Annotated in this window: 22 protein-coding genes; 16 read left to right on the top strand and 6 right to left on the bottom strand. The window is 35.8% G+C overall.

Going from position 1 to position 17,476, the window contains the following annotated elements; translation table 11 throughout:
- Positions 1-190 precede the first annotated feature (190 nt).
- The 3 genes from C237_RS0104680 to C237_RS0104690 all read left to right on the top strand — a co-directional run bounded on the left by C237_RS0104680 (position 191) and on the right by C237_RS0104690 (position 3,948).
- Positions 191-1,717, top strand: a complete 1,527-nt coding sequence (locus tag C237_RS0104680) for a Do family serine endopeptidase (protein ID WP_018675337.1) — start codon at positions 191-193, stop codon at positions 1,715-1,717.
- A gap of 133 nt (positions 1,718-1,850) precedes the next feature.
- Positions 1,851-3,485, top strand: a complete 1,635-nt coding sequence (gene lnt / locus C237_RS0104685; RefSeq protein ID WP_018675338.1) for an apolipoprotein N-acyltransferase — start codon at positions 1,851-1,853, stop codon at positions 3,483-3,485.
- 4 nt (positions 3,486-3,489) lie between these two features.
- Positions 3,490-3,948 carry a GtrA family protein gene (locus C237_RS0104690; RefSeq protein WP_018675339.1) on the top strand — a complete coding sequence of 153 codons (459 nt, stop codon included), beginning with the start codon at positions 3,490-3,492 and terminating at the stop codon, positions 3,946-3,948.
- A 50-nt stretch (positions 3,949-3,998) separates the two neighbouring features.
- On the opposite strand, the gene C237_RS0104695 is transcribed toward C237_RS0104690, so the two are convergent.
- The 6 genes from C237_RS0104695 to C237_RS14505 form a co-directional block, all read right to left on the bottom strand.
- The gene (locus tag C237_RS0104695) at positions 3,999-4,250 is read right to left on the bottom strand and encodes a GlsB/YeaQ/YmgE family stress response membrane protein (protein ID WP_018675340.1); all 252 of its coding nucleotides are present in this window, start codon (positions 4,248-4,250) and stop codon (positions 3,999-4,001) included.
- Positions 4,251-4,313: 63 nt separating this feature from the next.
- Positions 4,314-5,270 carry a signal recognition particle-docking protein FtsY gene (gene ftsY, locus C237_RS0104700; RefSeq protein ID WP_018675341.1) on the bottom strand — a complete coding sequence of 319 codons (957 nt, stop codon included), beginning with the start codon at positions 5,268-5,270 and terminating at the stop codon, positions 4,314-4,316.
- A gap of 98 nt (positions 5,271-5,368) precedes the next feature.
- Positions 5,369-5,518 carry a DUF4295 domain-containing protein gene (locus C237_RS14210; protein WP_018675342.1) on the bottom strand — a complete coding sequence of 50 codons (150 nt, stop codon included), beginning with the start codon at positions 5,516-5,518 and terminating at the stop codon, positions 5,369-5,371.
- Positions 5,519-5,537: 19 nt separating this feature from the next.
- Positions 5,538-5,720: a 50S ribosomal protein L33 gene (gene rpmG, locus C237_RS0104710; protein ID WP_018675343.1), complete on the bottom strand. Its 183-nt coding sequence runs from the start codon at positions 5,718-5,720 to the stop codon at positions 5,538-5,540.
- Positions 5,721-5,728: 8 nt separating this feature from the next.
- Positions 5,729-5,965, bottom strand: a complete 237-nt coding sequence (rpmB, locus tag C237_RS0104715) for a 50S ribosomal protein L28 (protein WP_026315500.1) — start codon at positions 5,963-5,965, stop codon at positions 5,729-5,731.
- Between the two features lie 384 nt (positions 5,966-6,349).
- Positions 6,350-6,517, bottom strand: coding sequence for a hypothetical protein (locus C237_RS14505; protein WP_156809715.1), 168 nt, complete (start codon positions 6,515-6,517; stop codon positions 6,350-6,352).
- Positions 6,518-6,635: 118 nt separating this feature from the next.
- Between C237_RS14505 and C237_RS0104725 the strand changes: the two genes are divergently transcribed.
- From C237_RS0104725 to scpA, 13 genes are all read left to right on the top strand, one after another.
- Complete coding sequence (locus tag C237_RS0104725) at positions 6,636-7,235, top strand: hypothetical protein (RefSeq protein WP_169584733.1); 600 nt, start codon at positions 6,636-6,638, stop codon at positions 7,233-7,235.
- Between the two features lie 490 nt (positions 7,236-7,725).
- Positions 7,726-7,938, top strand: coding sequence for a DUF3137 domain-containing protein (locus C237_RS0104730; RefSeq protein ID WP_018675347.1), 213 nt, complete (start codon positions 7,726-7,728; stop codon positions 7,936-7,938).
- A 13-nt stretch (positions 7,939-7,951) separates the two neighbouring features.
- A complete protein-coding gene (locus tag C237_RS0104735) occupies positions 7,952-8,500 on the top strand; it encodes a LemA family protein (protein WP_018675348.1) in 549 nt (182 codons plus the stop codon).
- 117 nt (positions 8,501-8,617) lie between these two features.
- The gene (mscL, locus tag C237_RS0104740) at positions 8,618-8,992 is read left to right on the top strand and encodes a large conductance mechanosensitive channel protein MscL (protein WP_018675349.1); all 375 of its coding nucleotides are present in this window, start codon (positions 8,618-8,620) and stop codon (positions 8,990-8,992) included.
- 79 nt (positions 8,993-9,071) lie between these two features.
- Complete coding sequence (locus tag C237_RS0104745; protein ID WP_018675350.1) at positions 9,072-9,737, top strand: YggS family pyridoxal phosphate-dependent enzyme; 666 nt, start codon at positions 9,072-9,074, stop codon at positions 9,735-9,737.
- Between the two features lie 35 nt (positions 9,738-9,772).
- Positions 9,773-10,960 carry a sigma-54-dependent transcriptional regulator gene (locus tag C237_RS0104750; protein WP_018675351.1) on the top strand — a complete coding sequence of 396 codons (1,188 nt, stop codon included), beginning with the start codon at positions 9,773-9,775 and terminating at the stop codon, positions 10,958-10,960.
- 125 nt (positions 10,961-11,085) lie between these two features.
- Positions 11,086-11,991, top strand: a complete 906-nt coding sequence (gene nusB / locus C237_RS0104755) for a transcription antitermination factor NusB (RefSeq protein ID WP_018675352.1) — start codon at positions 11,086-11,088, stop codon at positions 11,989-11,991.
- A gap of 25 nt (positions 11,992-12,016) precedes the next feature.
- A complete protein-coding gene (locus C237_RS0104760) occupies positions 12,017-12,502 on the top strand; it encodes a DUF1573 domain-containing protein (RefSeq protein WP_018675353.1) in 486 nt (161 codons plus the stop codon).
- 41 nt (positions 12,503-12,543) lie between these two features.
- A complete protein-coding gene (gene yajC, locus C237_RS0104765) occupies positions 12,544-12,873 on the top strand; it encodes a preprotein translocase subunit YajC (RefSeq protein WP_018675354.1) in 330 nt (109 codons plus the stop codon).
- Positions 12,874-12,911: 38 nt separating this feature from the next.
- Positions 12,912-13,694 (top strand): threonine/serine exporter family protein, encoded by a 783-nt coding sequence (locus C237_RS0104770; protein WP_018675355.1) that lies wholly within the window; start codon positions 12,912-12,914, stop codon positions 13,692-13,694.
- Entirely contained in the window at positions 13,684-14,241 is a 558-nt protein-coding gene (locus C237_RS0104775) for a threonine/serine exporter family protein (protein ID WP_018675356.1), read from the top strand. The genes C237_RS0104770 and C237_RS0104775 overlap by 11 nt, the downstream gene beginning before the upstream one ends.
- A gap of 44 nt (positions 14,242-14,285) precedes the next feature.
- On the top strand, positions 14,286-15,308 hold the full coding sequence (locus tag C237_RS0104780; RefSeq protein WP_018675357.1) for an aminoglycoside phosphotransferase family protein: 1,023 nt from the start codon (positions 14,286-14,288) through the stop codon (positions 15,306-15,308).
- A gap of 5 nt (positions 15,309-15,313) precedes the next feature.
- Positions 15,314-17,440, top strand: a complete 2,127-nt coding sequence (scpA, locus tag C237_RS0104785) for a methylmalonyl-CoA mutase (protein ID WP_018675358.1) — start codon at positions 15,314-15,316, stop codon at positions 17,438-17,440.
- Positions 17,441-17,476 lie beyond the last annotated feature (36 nt).

A 17,476-nucleotide genomic window follows, 5' to 3' on the forward strand; every position in this document is an offset into this window, starting at 1 on the left:
TTCTAAATTTAGTGCAAAGATAATACTTATAGGTGTAATTAAGGATATTCAATTTTTTTTATAACAAAATCTAATTATCGTTAAAAATTAGTTAAATAAACTAGCAAATATGGCATATTAGAAATTCTTTGCGTTATTTTTGCATAGAGATTTAGTGAACAAAATTTTAACAACATAAATTTACATAAACATGAAAAACAATATTAAAAAAATTCTTCCTTTAGCCGTAGTGGGCGTTATTTCTGCTGCGACTACTTTTGGCACTATAGAATATTTCCACAAAGACGATACCCAAGATACGGGCTATTTCTATACAGCTAAAAACGATGGGCAGTTTGCCAGCCTCAATGCAGCTGCCCTAGGCGATGATTTCGTAAATGCCGCAAAAACTACAGTCCCTGCGGTGGTAACCATTAAAAATTATCAAAAAAACAACCGAAACAGTAGAGGCAACGAACAAGATTTATTCGACTTTTTCTTCGGTGACCCTTTTAGTAGAGGTCAACAAAGACAGCAACGTCAACAGCAAATCCCTGAAGATATGCCATCAGGACTAGGTTCAGGAGTAATTATTTCGCCAGATGGTTACATTATTTCTAACAACCATGTGGTGGCAGGGGCAAGTAAGCTAGAAGTGACTTTAAGTAACAAAAAGACCTATGTTGCTAAATTAATTGGTACCGACCCGTCTACTGATATTGCATTATTAAAAATAGAAGATAGCGGATTGCCTTATCTAAACTTTGCCAACTCAGATTTATTAGAAGTGGGTCAGTGGGTAGTAGCAGTAGGAAATCCATTAGGACTTAACTCTACGGTAACTGCGGGAATTGTTTCCGCCAAAGGTAGAAGCATCGATTTATTAAGACAGCAATCTAAAACCCCTATCGAAAGTTTTATCCAAACCGATGCCGTTATCAACCGAGGTAATAGTGGTGGAGCTTTAGTAAATATCAAAGGGGATTTAGTGGGAATCAATTCTGCTATTTCTTCATCTTCTGGGTATTACGAAGGTTATGGGTTTGCAGTTCCTTCTAACTTAGCCAGAAAAGTGGTGGAAGACATCAAAAAATATGGTATGGTACAAAGAGGGTTCTTAGGGGTTGGTATCTTAGACCTTTCTGATGAAATGGCGGTAAAAGCGTATAACCAACAAATGAAAGCTAACCTAAAAAGTGGCAATGGCGTTTTCATTACCGAAATTACCGACCATGGTGGCGCTGAAGATGCAGGCTTGAAAAAAGGTGATGTGATTACACAAATAGACAACATTAATATTTCAGATTTTGCTGATTTATCTATGGCAGTGGGTAGAAAAAGACCCGGCGACAAAGTGGAAGTGACCTACCTAAGAAATGGTAAAACCAATACTGCTACGGTCACCCTAAAAGACCAAAAAGGGAATACCAAAACCCGTACTAAAGCCGACTTAACGGTTATTGAAAAACTGGGGGCTCAATTTCAACCCCTAAGCGATGATAATAAAGTTTACTTTGGTTTAAAAAGTGGTGTTGTAGTAACCAATATAGAAGACAATAGTATTCTTGCATTAAAAACAGGAATTGACAATAATTACATCATCACAGAAATCAACGGCAAACCTGTAAACTCTCAGAAAGATGTAGAAAGAGTTTTAGAAGGCTATAAAGGTACGGTTTCTGTAAGATTTTTAGATACTTATGGTAGATTATCTAACAGAGGATTTGTTATGCCATAATACTTTGATTTGAGTTGTTAAGAAAGTTCCACTTCGCTATGAAGTGGAACTTTTTATTTTTAAACCACGAAGGTATTTATAAGGTAGACTTTCAATAAGAAATTGTAACTTTGTCTTTCAAAATTTTATCAAAATGAAATATGTTCTTTTAGCATTAATTTCTGGACTTTTATTTTCAGTATCATGGCCTACTTACGGGGTGCCTTATTTTATTTTTGTTGCCTTTGTTCCGCTATTGCTATTAGAACATGAGATTTCTAAATTTTCATCTATAAAAAGAAAAGGCTGGGCGGTATTTGGCTATGCTTATTTGGCTTTATTAATTTGGAACTGCGTTACTACAAGATGGCTCTACGAAGCTAGAAATCCAGATGGCTCTCACGCCATTTTCGCTATGCTATTTCCTGTATTAGTCAATACTTTATTGATGGCACTAACTTTCCAACTTTACCATTGGTATAAAAATGCTAAAAGCACCTATTGGGGGCTGGTATTTTTTGTTGCGATATGGATGTGTTTTGAAAAGTTTCATCTGTCTTGGGAACTTACTTGGCCATGGCTTAACCTAGGTAATGTTTTTGCAGAACACCCTAAAATTATCCAATGGTATGATACGATAGGGGCTACGGGTGGAAGTTTTTGGATATTATTGGTTAATGTACTGATATTTTATACCATCAGAATTTGGGAAGCGGGAAGAAAACCCAAAAGTTTAATTAAAAATATCATCTTGGTTCTTGGCTTTATTTTTATTCCCATAGCAATTTCTTTGGTTAAGTTCAATCAATTTGATGAACAACCGATAGGCAAAGTCCGAATGATGATGCTACAACCCGACCTTAACCCTTATTCTGAAAAATATCAAAAAGACAGCCTAGATATCGTAAAAGAATTTTTAGATTTAGCACAGCAACATCAAACTTCTGGCATTGATTTCTATCTTACACCAGAAACTTCGTTCCCTGGTTATGGTGGACTTTCAGAGTCGGGATTACAATCCAGTCAGCAAATTAGCCTTATAGAGCAATTTTTAATCTCTCATCCAAAATCTGTTTTTATTGGCGGGGTATCTACTTATAAAGTTTTCCATCCGTCGGATGAGGTTCCTGCTTCTGCAAGTTATTACCCTACACAAAATATTTGGGTAGACTCTTATAATTCAGCCATACAAATTTACCCCAAACAACACTATGATATTTATCGCAAAGGCAAACTTGTTCCAGGTGTTGAAATTTTCCCTTATATGAATGTTTTAAAACCAATTTTGGGAAATGCCATGCTCAATTTTGGAGGTACAGTAGCTTCTTTAGGTAGCGATAAAGAAAGAAAAATCTTTAAAAACCCATACAATAAAGCCAAAGTAGCCCCCATTATTTGCTACGAAAGTATCTACGGTGAATTTGTAAGCGACTATGTAAAAAAAGGTGCCAATGTATTAGCCATCGTAACCAATGACTCATGGTGGGGAACCACACAAGGGCATCAACAGTTATTAACCTATGCCCGACTTAGAGCGATCGAAAATAGGCGAGAAATCGCGCGTTCTGCCAATAGTGGCATTTCAGCCCATATCAACGCTAGAGGGGAAATTCTAGAAGATACTTTTTACGGTGACCAAACCGCTTTGGTGTCGGATATTCAGTTGTATTCTCAATCTACATTTTATAGCCGCACGGGGGATTTAGTTTCTAGAATATGCCTATTTATTTTGGGGTTTTTGGTGTGTTATTATCTCGTTGAACAATTGAGAGCAAAATTCAAATTTTAAACCGATGAAACAGTTGTTATATAAAAGAAAACAAGTCTTATTATTTGTTGTAGCGGGAGGACTCAGTGCCATAGTAGAAATTGGATCATTCAAATTATTTAGCTTAACAATACCTAATTATTTCCCTAAAGAACTAGATTTATGGGGAATCCACTACCCAATAAGTAATATTTTATCGACGAGTTTTGGAATTTTATCCAATTATTTTCTCAGCATTTGGTTCGTATTTCAGCGTGGTAAACATTCTAAAAAGAGAGAATTTGCATATTTTATAGGGGTTTCCGTTCTCTCAACAATATTGAGTTTAATCGCATTCCAAATATTCTACAGATGGCTATTCCTTTATAATATAGAAACATCTATTTTTACTTTCAGTAGAGAAATATTAAGCAAAATAGCAGCAATTGCACTGGTTTCTATTCTCAACTATAGTGTAAAGAAAAAAGTTATTTTTAATGGATAAAAAAATTGCCTAGTAAAAATTAGGCAATTTTAGACTTTGATTTAATATTTTTACTTCTTTACTACAGCAGAGTAAATTGCAAGTAACAATACTGAACCACCGATAGCTACTAAAAAACTTTTAATGTTAAATCCAGTTACATCAAAACCTAAGAACATAGATCCTAACCAACCACCTAACATACTACCAACGATACCGATGATAATTGTTACAATCCAACCACCCGGGTCTTTCCCTGGGTGAATCGCTTTAGCAATAGCACCTGCTATTAGTCCGAATAAAAGCCATGTTAAAATTCCCATAATACTTTGTTTTAATTGTTAAAAAAATTATTTGTTTATAGTAGAAAAACCAAAACGATAAAATCATTTCGTTTTTCTGAAGAAGGAATCTACAAACTCCGTGCCATTAAATAATTGTAGGTCGTCCATTTTCTCTCCAACGCCTATATATTTTACAGGAATTTGGAACTGATCGGAAATTCCTATCACGACGCCTCCTTTGGCAGTACCGTCTAATTTAGTGATTGCCAGAGCTGTAACTTCTGTAGCGGCTGTGAATTGTTTGGCTTGCTCAAAAGCGTTTTGTCCTGTAGAACCGTCTAATACCAACAACACTTCGTGTGGGGCATCGGGAATTACTTTTTGCATCACCCTCTTAATTTTCGATAGTTCATTCATCAAATTCACTTTATTATGGAGTCTACCTGCGGTATCTATCAAAACCACATCTGCCTCTTGGGCTACTGCAGATTGAACGGTATCAAACGCTACAGAAGCAGGATCAGAACCCATATTTTGTTTTACAATAGGGACGCCCACCCTTTCACTCCAAATTACCAATTGATCCACTGCGGCAGCACGGAATGTATCTGCTGCACCCAGAACTACTTTTTTACCCTCCGATTTAAACCGATGGGCTAATTTCCCAATCGTTGTGGTTTTACCCACTCCATTCACCCCTACTACCATAATGACATACGGTTTTTTATTGGTATCTATATTTCCTGTCCCAGCATGTGGATTTTCTAATAATAGCCCCGAGATTTCCTCTTTTAAAATCTGATCGAGTTCATCTGTTCCCACATATTTATCTCTAGCCACGCGCGCTTCGATGCGTTCTATAATTTTGATCGTCGTTGCTGCCCCCACATCGGAAGCAATCAGCACTTCTTCTAAGTCGTCTAAAACTTCATCATCTACTTTGCTTTTTCCAACAACCGCTTTAGAAATTTTTTCAAAAAACCCTTGACTTGATTTTTCTAATCCTTTATCTAAGGTTTCTTTTTCTTCTTTTTTAAATATTTTTTTAAACCAACTCATATTTGATTATTTTGGTTATGATAAAAATTGTTTCAACAAATATATAAAAAAACTATCCAAAAAATTGGATAGTTTAATATATTCGAGATGGGCAGTCCTTATTTTTTCAAATAAGCGTCTACTTCATCAGCGTTCATTACTTTTTCATCGAAAATATAAGCTCCAGATTTTGGAGATCTTACCATTTTCACTACTTTGGTCATCTTTTTAGAAGATGTTTGTAGGGTTGCTACTACTTTCTTTGCCATTTTAAAATGTCTTTAAAGATTATTTAATTTCTTTATGAAGTGTATACTTCTTAAGCACTGGATTAAACTTTTTAAGTTCTAATCTTTCAGTGGTATTTTTCTTATTTTTAGTGGTGATATATCTGCTCATTCCTGGCATTCCACTTTCTTTATGTTCAGTACACTCTAGAATTACTTGTACTCTATTTCCTTTTTTTGCCATGATTTTTATTATTTAATAAATCCGTTACGCGTTGCTCTTTCTATAGCCTCTTCGATACCAATTTTATTGATAACTCTCAATCCATGAGCTGAAACTTTAAGGGTTACATGTTTCTCTTGCTCAGGAAGGTAAAATTTCTTCTCTAATAGATTAATTTCAAAACGACGCTTCGTTTTGTTATTAGCGTGAGAAACATTGTTTCCAACCATTGCACGCTTTCCTGTTATTTGGCAAATCTTTGACATATCTCGATGTTCTTTATTACTACTAAATATTTGAGAGTGCAAAATAACAAAGAATTTTTGAGATAGCCAAATGTTTTGTGAAAATATTTGCATCAAACTTATGTTCTTTTAAGAAGTTACTTAATTATCTATATGATGCAATGCGGGCAAAAGATATCTATTCTTACATAAGATCTGAAAATGACAGAATTTGCTAATAATAAGTTTATAGAGGCAAGTTTTAAAGTCAAGAAACGATTACCCAAAGATAAGCGTTGAGAATATATTATTCACCTTATGAAAGCAGGACGATTTTCTACCTATCATTCATTACCAGAATCGGGATCCCATGGAGTATTACTTCAACAAATCGTTTGAGGTATGAGGTAAAATTAAAAATGCAAATTATCTAAGAGCAGAATATTTCTTCTTAATTCCATGCAAAATAGCATTTTCCACAAAGGATTGTAAAGTATGAGCGGGTAGCAAAATCGTTTCTTTAGCCGATGCTATTTCGGGCGAAGGTTGATTTTTTAAAGAAAAGTGTTGTTTTGCATTTTTTTGCAAAGCCACATAACGATGCACAAAGTTTAAAAAACATCATTAAAATATGAAACTCTAAAAACTAATTAATTAGCAATGTTTTATTAATCGAACTTAATTTATTGACGTAGAAAAAGAGGAACCTATCGTGATGTATGTAGCAAATAATCCAAGTGTTGAAAAAGGGGTTCGCGTTCGATTTATCAATTTCGAACAAACAGATAGTTATTTACAATTTGATAATGAATCACCGATTCGGGTATTTAATAAAAACACCAATTGTTTTAGTCCCTCAGATGATTTATTTATCATTAAAGACGATTTAAAAACTATTAAAATTATAGGGGCTGATGATACCAATCCTTATGAATCCCCAAAAATTAAAGTGAGGCAATTTGTTATCCCAAAAGGTATTAATGAACTAGCTATTACTCAAAATGAAAAACAAATAAAAACCGATCATTTAATGGGAGTTATCAAAATATACAAAGGAAAAATAATGATATTTTTTACTCCATATTTCGAGGGAGGTCTTACAAAAGAAGAGGTTGGAGATAAATCGGAGATGCGAAGTTTTATAGACTCTATAAAAGAAAATCATGAGCGAAAAAATGCAGATAATAAGGAAGCAATAACAGAAGATGGTACGATTATACACTATCAAAAATTACCTGCCCGACTATTAGAAAATCATCCCTCTAGTTTAGATACAATTACCAAAAGTATTTTTCATAGAGAATGTGAATAATTAAAACTATATATGCTCAAAAAAATCGCAATTTCCATATTTGTAATAGGTCTTTTGTTTTGTACTTATCACTACATAAAAAGCCCTTTTGAAGTTTATAATTCGAGAGCCGAGCATTTGGGCACAAAGCCCTACCTTTTCGTGATAGTGTCTATTTATATATCCCTTACAAATTAACCCTTGTAAATAAGTATGGCGATACCATTAAATCAAAGATAGCAAAAATTGATGATGAATCAGAAGATGGAATATATGAAGGATTACTATTTAATGAAAATGGAGTAGAAATCGCCAGTTTTTATAATAGCTCCTTGAAGGAATATATTATCATCCCTATTGGGAGTGGATCCAAAAACTGCATCAGAAAACGATTTATCCTTTTAGCAAACGAATATTTTATTACTAGAAAAAACATAAAGTTAACAATAAAGAAGATTTATTCGAAGCGGTAGATATTCCTTTTGATGCCATATATCAATAACTTTATAAGTTGAAAAAAGTAAAGCAAAACGGAGGAAAATATTTTACTTCCTTTCGCAAAAACCGAATTTCGATTGCCAACTATAGTAGCAAAAACAATTTTGAAGTATCGATGTTCAAATCCATCAAAGACAATATGGTGGCAGAATTTTACGATGAATTGCGTCAGCAATTACAAATCATCGATGACTTAAAACTCAATATCAATATTTGGAAATCTTAAAAAAACGAAAACAATGTCATTACTAATCACCCTTTCGGTTATCGTTGGATTACTATTGATTGTCATATGGTCTACCTACAACCGACTTACCAAAAAACGCAATCAAATCGAGAATTCAATCTCAACCACAGACGCCTTGTTTATCAAGCGAAACGATTTGATTCCCAACCTGATTAGCGTAGCCAAGCAATATGCCAATTTCGAAAAAGAAACTTTGGAGAAAGTAGTTGCTTTACGAGGAATGAACACCCAAACACCACCCTCGCAAGAGCAAGAAGCACAGCAAGCCCTACAAAACTTTATGTTGCAAGTAGAGCGCTATCCAGAGTTAAAAACCAACCAGCAATTCCTCAATTTGCAGTACAATATGACCGAAGTCGAAGAGCAAATATCGGCAGGCAGACGCTACATTAGTTCCAGCATTACCGATTACAACAACAGCGTTCGCACCTTTCCGTCAAATATCGTTGCGAAGATGACAGGATTTCCCCCATACCAATGGCAATACGCCACCCAACAACAACGACAAAATATAGATGCCAGCGAACTCTTTAATAAATAAAACAAAGGCATCAGTATAAATTCAGTTCGTAAGTGTTCCTATGTTATGCCTAAGAAAAGAATCACAATTTATAATTTTAAAAGAGAATTATTCCTATATTTGCAAAAAAATAAAATCATGGGATTTGTAAAAGAATTTAAAGAATTTGCATTTAAAGGCAATGTAGTAGACCTTGCTGTAGCAGTAATTATTGGCGGAGCATTTGGTAAAATCATCACTTCTTTAGTAGAAGATGTTATCACACCGTTATTACTTAATCCAGCTTTAAAAGCTGTAGGTGCTGAAGATATTGCTCAACTTACATGGAATGGTGTAAAGTATGGTAATTTCTTATCTGCAATCATCAATTTCTTATGTATTGCAATTGTATTATTTATGGTTATTAAAGCCGCTAATAAAGCAAAGAAAGAAGAACCTGTTGCTCCAGAAGTTCCAGCTGGACCTACACAAGAAGAACTTCTTGCTGAAATTAGAGATTTATTAAGAAAATAATCATCTATTACTTTAAAATAAGAAAAACCGCCTTAGTGCGGTTTTTCTTATTTTTGTAACTCATTAGAATTATATCATTATGGATTTAGTACAAAATTATCAACATATTATTTCTCAACTTCCAAACGATGTACAGTTAGTAGCCGTATCAAAAACGCATCCTATTGACAAAATTCAAACTGTTTATGATGAAGGGCAAAGAGTATTTGGAGAAAATAAAGTGCAAGAAATGATTGCCAAACAGCCTGAATTACCTCAAGATATTGAATGGCATCTCATCGGGCATCTACAAACCAATAAAGTTAAATATATCGCTCCTTTTGTCGCCCTAATACAAAGCGTAGATTCTGAAAAATTATTAAAAGAAATTCAAAAGCAAGCGAAAAAACACAACCGAAGCATCCCTATTTTACTTCAAATAAAAATTGCAGAAGAAGAGAGCAAAACAGGGATAGCGTGGGAAGATGCACAACTCTTAACCAATAAAATGAAAAATAGAGATTTCCCCAATATAGAACTCAAAGGTTTGATGGGGATTGCTACATTTACAGACGATGAAGCTCAAGTGGAAAGGGAATTTAAATTTTTAAAACAATGCTATGATGAACTTTCAAAAGAGCATCCTCTTACCACTTTATCTATGGGGATGAGTGGCGACTATGAACTGGCAATTGCTTGCGGGGCTAACTCCGTAAGGATTGGTTCTGCCATTTTTGGGCATAGAAACTATACAAACGAAAATTAATATTCATCCATTAAAAAATATACTATATTTGTCCCATGCAAAAGATTTTAATTGTAGAAGACGAAAAAGCCATCTCAGGACTTTTAAAGAATATTCTTTCTGACGAAGTGAAAGATTATGAAATCCAAATTGCTAATGATGGATTGGAAGCATTAAAAACTATTGAAAAAGAAGATTTTTCTTTAGTAATTTCAGATATTAAAATGCCTAAACTTTCAGGCACAGAATTATTAGAAAAAGCCTTGAGCATAAAGCCAGAAACTACTTTTGTAATGATTTCTGCTCATGGGGATATCAATACGGCAGTTGGTTGCCTTAAACAAGGAGCGTTTGATTTTATAGAAAAACCAATAGACCTCAACCGATTGATTACCAGCGTTAGAAATGCTTTAGACCGCAAGCAACTGCAAGATGCCAACAATCATCTAAAAAAAGAAAACTCTAAACTAAAACGAGAGGTGAATAAAAAATATCAAATGATTGGTCAGTCCGATGCCTTGAAAAAAATTCAAGATATGATTGATAAAGTCGCCCCTTCGGATGCCAGAGTGATGATTACGGGACCTAATGGTTCTGGTAAAGAATTGGTAGCCCACGCCCTACACGCCCAAAGCGACCGTGCTAAAGGTCCTATGGTAGAAGTGAATTGTGCGGCTATTCCTTCAGAATTAATTGAGAGTGAGCTATTTGGGCACACCAAAGGTTCTTTTACGGGAGCAATAAAAGATAAATCTGGGAAGTTTGAACAAGCGCATGGCGGGACTATTTTCTTAGACGAAATTGGGGATATGAGTTTAGTGGCTCAAGCTAAAGTCCTTAGAGCCCTGCAAGAGCATAAAGTTTCCCCCGTAGGAAGTGACAAAGAAATAAAAATTGATGTCCGCGTTCTAGCGGCAACTAATAAAGATTTGAAGCAAGAAATTGCTGATGGTAAATTTCGAGAAGACCTTTATCACAGATTATCGGTCATCGAAATTTCTGTCCCTTCGTTAAACGATAGAAAAGAAGATATTCCTTTATTAGTAGAGCATTTTGCAAATTTAATCGCTTCGGAAAATGGTGCCCCTGTAAAGGAATTTAGTGATGAAGCTATAAAAGCATTACAAAACTACGATTGGACTGGAAACATCCGAGAACTTCGCAATGTGGTGGAGCGTCTTATCATTCTTGGAGAAAATCCCGTCAGCCAAAAAGACATCAACGATTTTGTAAAGAAAAAGTAATAGCGATTTAGATTACTTTTAACTCCAAACTCCACTATCCTTAATTTTTTGAGGATATCATAAGGCTTTATCTCTCAGTTTTATCAAAATTTGCCTATCTTTGCCTTTCGAAAAAGACCTTTGAAATGTTAGGAAGAAGACAAATCCGAGAAAAAGTAGTGCAAAGCCTCTACGCTTATACCCAAAATCCGATGAACACCGATGCGATACAACGCAAAATGTTCTCAGAAATTGATAAAGTATATCATCTCTACATCTATGAGCTTAATTTTTTAATTGCCTTAAAGCAATTGGCAGAGCATCAAATGGAAATTGGGAAAAATAAATTTCTAAAAACCGAAGACGATGTAAATCCTAATCGCAAATTTATCAAAAACCAAGTTCTAGAAAATCTAGAAAATAACCAAGAGCGTTTATCCTTTACCTCAAAGTTTCAGAACTTAAAATGGGATTTAAACGACGAATTTCTAGTAAAGACTTTTCAAAGAATGAAGGCTGGGAAACGCTATCAGGACTTTATGAATAGTGATGAAATTTCCTTTGAAGCCGACCAAAAGTTTCTGGGTAAATTATTCTTAAGATATGTGGCAGAAAATGAAGCTTTTCACGATATTTTAGAGGAAAAAGAAATCAGTTGGGCAGACGATTTTCATATTGCGAATACGATGGTGCAAAAAACCATTGGCTTTACTAAAGAAAATGAACCTACCCATACCCTCATCAAAATCATTAAAGATGAAGACGATAGAGCCTTTGCTGACAAACTGCTTAGAAGTGCCATAAACAATTGGGAAGACGCCGAAAAAGAAATCAAAAATCGCCTTGAAAATTGGGATTTGGAAAGGGTATCTTTAATGGATAGAATTATCCTAATCGCTGGTATTACAGAAATCGATGAGTTTCCTTATACGCCTTCAAAAATCATTATTAATGAATATATTGAAGTGTCCAAAGCCTTTTCCACAGACAAAAGCCAAGTCTTTATCAATGGGATTTTAGGACGCTATGCAGAAGACAAAAACAGATTATAAAACACTAATTTCAAAATAATAAACAATGAATTTAATTTTAAAAGCAACTATAGCGGCTGGTCTTTGTGGTCTAACCCTTACCGCTTGCAAGAAAAAAGAAGAAAAACCAGAAGTTTTAGACACAGCCATCGAAGAAACAACTACGGTAGCCAATCCCAATGCGCTAGAAGATGATTTAGTATCTACTGCACAACAATCGCCATTAACTATGGTTGCACTATCAGAGCCAAGTTTTGATTTCGGTGAAGTGAAATCGGGGGCTATTGTAGAACACACCTATGAAATTACCAATACGGGTAAAAATCCATTGATTATTTCTAATGTAAAACCTGGTTGTGGCTGTACAGTACCAGAATACACCAAAACGCCTATCCTACCTGGCAAAGTGGGTAAAGTGACTTTAAAATTCAATTCTTCTAGTTTCAATGGTGTGGTTCAGAAATTTGCAAATGTCTATACCAACACAGAAAAAACACCCATTACCCTAAGTTTTACTGCTGAAGTAAAATAATCCATACAAACCTTTAACTTAAATAAATTATTATGAACACGATGTTAACGATATTACAAGCACAACCCGCTCAACCTTCTATGATGCCGACCTTTCTTATGATTGGGGGGATGATTGTATTTTTCTACTTTTTTATGATGCGTCCGCAAATGAAAAAGCAAAAGCAAGAAAAAAACTTTCAAGAAAGTATAAAACCTGGGCGTATGGTGGTAACGACCTCTGGAATCCACGGTAGAGTTTCTCAAGTCACCGAAGATGGCGTCATCTTAGAAACGATGGCTGGGAAATTAAAATTTGAAAAAGCTGCTATTTCTAGAGACTTCACTCTTAACAGATTCCCTGAAAACAAGGATTCTAAAGACAACAAATAACTAATCTAAAGCAAGCCTCTGCGCTTGCTTTTTGTTTTATGGAACAGGTCACTAAGGATATGCCAATTAAAAAGATGGCATTGCTATTAGCCGATGTTGCGGTGTCTCTTATTTCTAATGGTGCCAATTCTACACGTACCAAACGAAATGTCCTGCGTATCGCCAATGCTTATGGCTACCAAGCCGAAGTATTTTTTTCATATTCAGGGGTGGTAATTTCTGTACAGCAACCTCATGAGGTACACACCGAAACTATCGTTAAAAGTATTCCTGCCCATGGCATTAATTTTAACCTTATTTCTGATATCAGTATTTTAAGTTGGGATATTACAGCCCAAACCCCATCTTATCCAGAAATAGCACAACGGCTTCACTACATTAAGACCAAGCCTACCTATTCCCAAACTACAAAAATGCTGTTTATAGGCATTGCTACGGCATCTTTAGTTAAAATCTTTTCTGGGTCTTATTTAGAATTCATCGTCGTTTTTCTTGCCAGTTGTGTAGGATTTTGGGTTAAAAACCAACTTCATAAAAAACACTATAATATCTTTACCACTACACTTATTTCTGCATTCGTTACAGTATCTATGGTAAAGATTGCAATTTTGTTAGGTTTAAAAGACCACTATGCCGCCATGACTTCCTGTATATTATGGCTTATTCCTGGTGTCCCATTAATTAATGGCTTTTTGGATTTATTAGAAGGGCATATCGTTTCAGGCTGGGCAAAGGCTGCTTTGGGTGGTATGCTTATTTTTATGATTGCCGTGGGTTACTATTTATCATTATTCGTCTTTAGAGTTACTTATGGAGTTTGAAATTATAGAAAAAATATTTTGGGCAGTATTGGTATCGCTAGGCTTTGCGGTACTATTCAACACCCCTAAACGGGCATTGTGGGCAGTAGCTTTATTGGGAGCTTTAGGATTTGGTATTAAAACCTTAGTACTCACTTATTGGTTGCCTCATCAATTGGTAATGGCATCGCTTTTGGGCGCTTCTGCGGTAGGCTTATCGGGAATGTATTTTGCCCATAGAGTCCATACGCCGCCTATTGTTTTTACCATACCCGCCGTTATCAATATGATTCCTGGTACGCTAGGCTACAACTTTATGATGGGGATTCTCAAAATTGTATCTTCTAAAAAAGAACAGCCCATCAGCATAGAACACCTTATTGAAATTATTAATAATGGGCTTAATGCGGCTTTTATAGTTTTAGTCTTAGCCTTCGGTGTGGTCTTCCCTATTCTAATGTTCAATACTAGAACGGTAAAAAATAAAGACCTCAACCAATTCATCAAAAAGAAAGTTGCCCACATCAAACAAAAACGCACGCATAAAAATAAACGCCGCAAACCTTAGATAAAAAGTTTCAGATTATTTTTTAAAAATCTTATCTTTGTAAGATGACAGCAATTGAGGCTCAACGATTTTTAGAACAATACCTCCATTCAGAAGTGGTGGGTTTTGAACAATTGCCTGCCAGTGGCTCTTCTAGGGTTAATTTTATTGGCACCGCTGAAAGCCATAATAAGTGGGTGGTAACTTATAATGAGAACCTAAGGGAAAACAACGCATTCATTTATTTTTCTGAGGTATTTTCTAAATTAAAACTAAATACACCTAAAATTTTTAAAGTTTCAGACGATAGAACGACTTATATCCAATCATTTTTAGGAACGCATACCCTATCTCAACTCATTGCTCAAGAAGGCGAAAGCGAACATATTGCCTCATTAGTTAAAAAAACTTTGCAGGCATTATATCATCTTCAAAATAAAACGCTTAATAAAATTGACTATCATCAATCTTATGAATATGAACGCTATGATAAGTTGCCCATAATCCATGATTTATATTATTTTAAAAATTATATCGTAGATATTTTAGAACTTCATTATCATAAATCAACTTTGTTAAAAGAATTTGAATGCTTAACCCAACTTATTGAAAATTTAGAGCCTAAAGGACTGATGATTAGAGACTTTCAATCTCGAAATATTATGGTTAATTCTGATGACGAGGTGGGTTTTATAGACTATCAGGCTGCTATGGAAGGTCCATTGATGTATGATGTGGTTTCGTTTCTATTTCAGGCGAAAGCCAATTTTTCAGAAGAATTTAAACAGCAGATGCTGTCCTATTATTGGCATTTGTTCGATGATAAAACCACACAAGAACAACTTAAAACCAGCCTCCCCTACATCCAACTGATTCGTTTTATGCAAGTTTTGGGGGCTTATGGTTTTAGAGGTTTAATTCAGAGAAAACCTCACTTTTTAGAGAGTTTATCACAAGGCATTAGTAATCTCTATCAGTTTGCTCAACAATGGGAAGGCATGTCACAATTCTCCGAATTAGCACAAGTTATACACCAATTGAATCAACATCCTATTACTAAAGACGCCTCATCCTATCAATTATATTAAACACTATGCGACAGCCTATACAAAATACCAATCCAGATTTTAAATCTCTACAATTTGAACTTCAGCATAAAATCTATCCTTTTGAAAAAGATGGACTTCAGCTAAAAACACGCTATACCCAGTCTGATGCTCAGCCCTTAACTCAAAAAGGATATTCCGCTGGTGTGGCGCCTTACCTAAGAGGTCCTTATGCCACAATGTATGTTCAAAAGCCATGGACGATTCGCCAATATGCGGGATTCTCAACGGCTGAGGAATCTAATGCGTTCTACCGAAGAAACTTAGCGGCAGGACAAAAAGGGCTTTCGGTAGCCTTTGATTTGGCGACCCATAGAGGCTACGATTCCGACCATCCTCGTGTGGTTGGGGATGTTGGAAAAGCGGGCGTTGCCATAGATTCTGTGGAAGATATGAAGATTCTGTTTAAAGATATTCCACTTGACCAAATTTCAGTGTCTATGACCATGAATGGTGCAGTATTGCCCATTTTAGCCTTTTATATTGTAGCCGCAGAGGAGCAAGGTGTTCGCCAAGAGCAACTTTCGGGGACTATTCAAAATGACATTCTAAAAGAGTTTATGGTAAGGAATACTTATATCTATCCGCCAACGCCATCTATGAAAATCATTGCTGATATTTTTGAATACACCTCACAACACATTCCGAGATTTAACTCTATTTCTATTTCGGGCTACCATATGCAGGAAGCTGGTGCTACACCGGTGCTGGAAATGGCTTACACCCTAGCCGATGGATTGGAGTATGTTCGTACGGGAATAAAAGCAGGGATGAACATTGATGATTTTGCCCCTCGATTGTCCTTTTTCTGGGCGATTGGCATGAACCATTTTATGGAAATTGCCAAGATGAGAGCGGCACGCTATATTTGGGCGAAACTCTTACAACCCTTTAACCCTAAAAATCCAAAATCTTTAGCGCTTAGAACCCACTCGCAAACTTCGGGATGGTCGCTAACAGAGCAAGAGCCATTTAATAATATTACCAGAACGGCTATTGAGGCTTTGGCATCGGCTCTAGGGGGTACGCAGTCATTACATACCAATGCATTAGATGAAGCGATTGCCCTACCTACCGATTATTCCGCAAAAATTGCGAGAAATACCCAAATTATCCTTCAACAAGAAAGCGATATTTGTCAAGTGGTAGACCCTACGGGTGGCAGTTACTTAGTCGAAACTTTAACCCAACAAATGATAGATGAAGCGATGAAATTCATCAACGAAGTAGAGGCAGAAGGTGGGATGACCAAAGCCATAGAGGCTGGGATTCCTAAAATGCGTATCGAAGAAGCAGCTGCCATTAAACAAGCTAAAATTGATAGTGGCGAGGAATTTATTATTGGCGTTAATGCCTTTAAATCTCAACTTAAACATCCTGATTTTGAAATTTTAGATATTGACAATACAGAGGTAAGACGAAAACAAATCGAACGCCTCAACCAAATCAAAGCAACTAGAAATGAAACTGCGGTACAAGAGATTTTATCTGAACTAAAATCTCGTGCAGAATCTGGCAAAGGTAATCTTTTAGCTCTGTGTATAGAGGCTGCTAGAAGGCGCGTGACTTTAGGCGAAATGAGCGATGCGATGGAAAGCGCTTTTGGAAGATATAAGGCGAATATAAAAACCATACAAGGGGTCTATGCTATAAATGCTACTAAAAATGAGTTTTTTGAAAAAGCCCAACAGTTGGCCCAGCAATTTGAAGATGAAGAAGGGCGTCGCCCAAGAATGATGGTGGCAAAAATGGGACAAGATGGACACGACCGCGGAGCTAAAGTAGTAGCAACCGCCTTTGCCGATATGGGATTTGATGTGGATGTAGCACCATTATTTCAAACGCCAGAAGAAGTTGCCAAACAAGCCGTAGAAAACGATGTGCATATTTTAGGGATTTCTTCATTAGCAGCGGGACATAAAACTTTAGTTCCTCAAGTGGTAAAAGAATTGCATCAATTGGGTGCGGATGATATTACCATTGTAGTAGGTGGTGTAATCCCACAACAAGATTATGAATTCCTCTATAATAACGGTGCTGACCATATCTTTGGACCAGGAACCAATTTACCAGAGTGTGCTTGTGAAATATTAGAAGAATACCTAAAAGAGTAAATAATTTAACAAGGCACAGCGTAAAACTGTGCCTTT

It is taken from the genome of Riemerella columbina DSM 16469 (assembly GCF_000374405.1).
GTDB classification, from domain to species: Bacteria; Bacteroidota; Bacteroidia; order Flavobacteriales; family Weeksellaceae; genus Riemerella; species Riemerella columbina.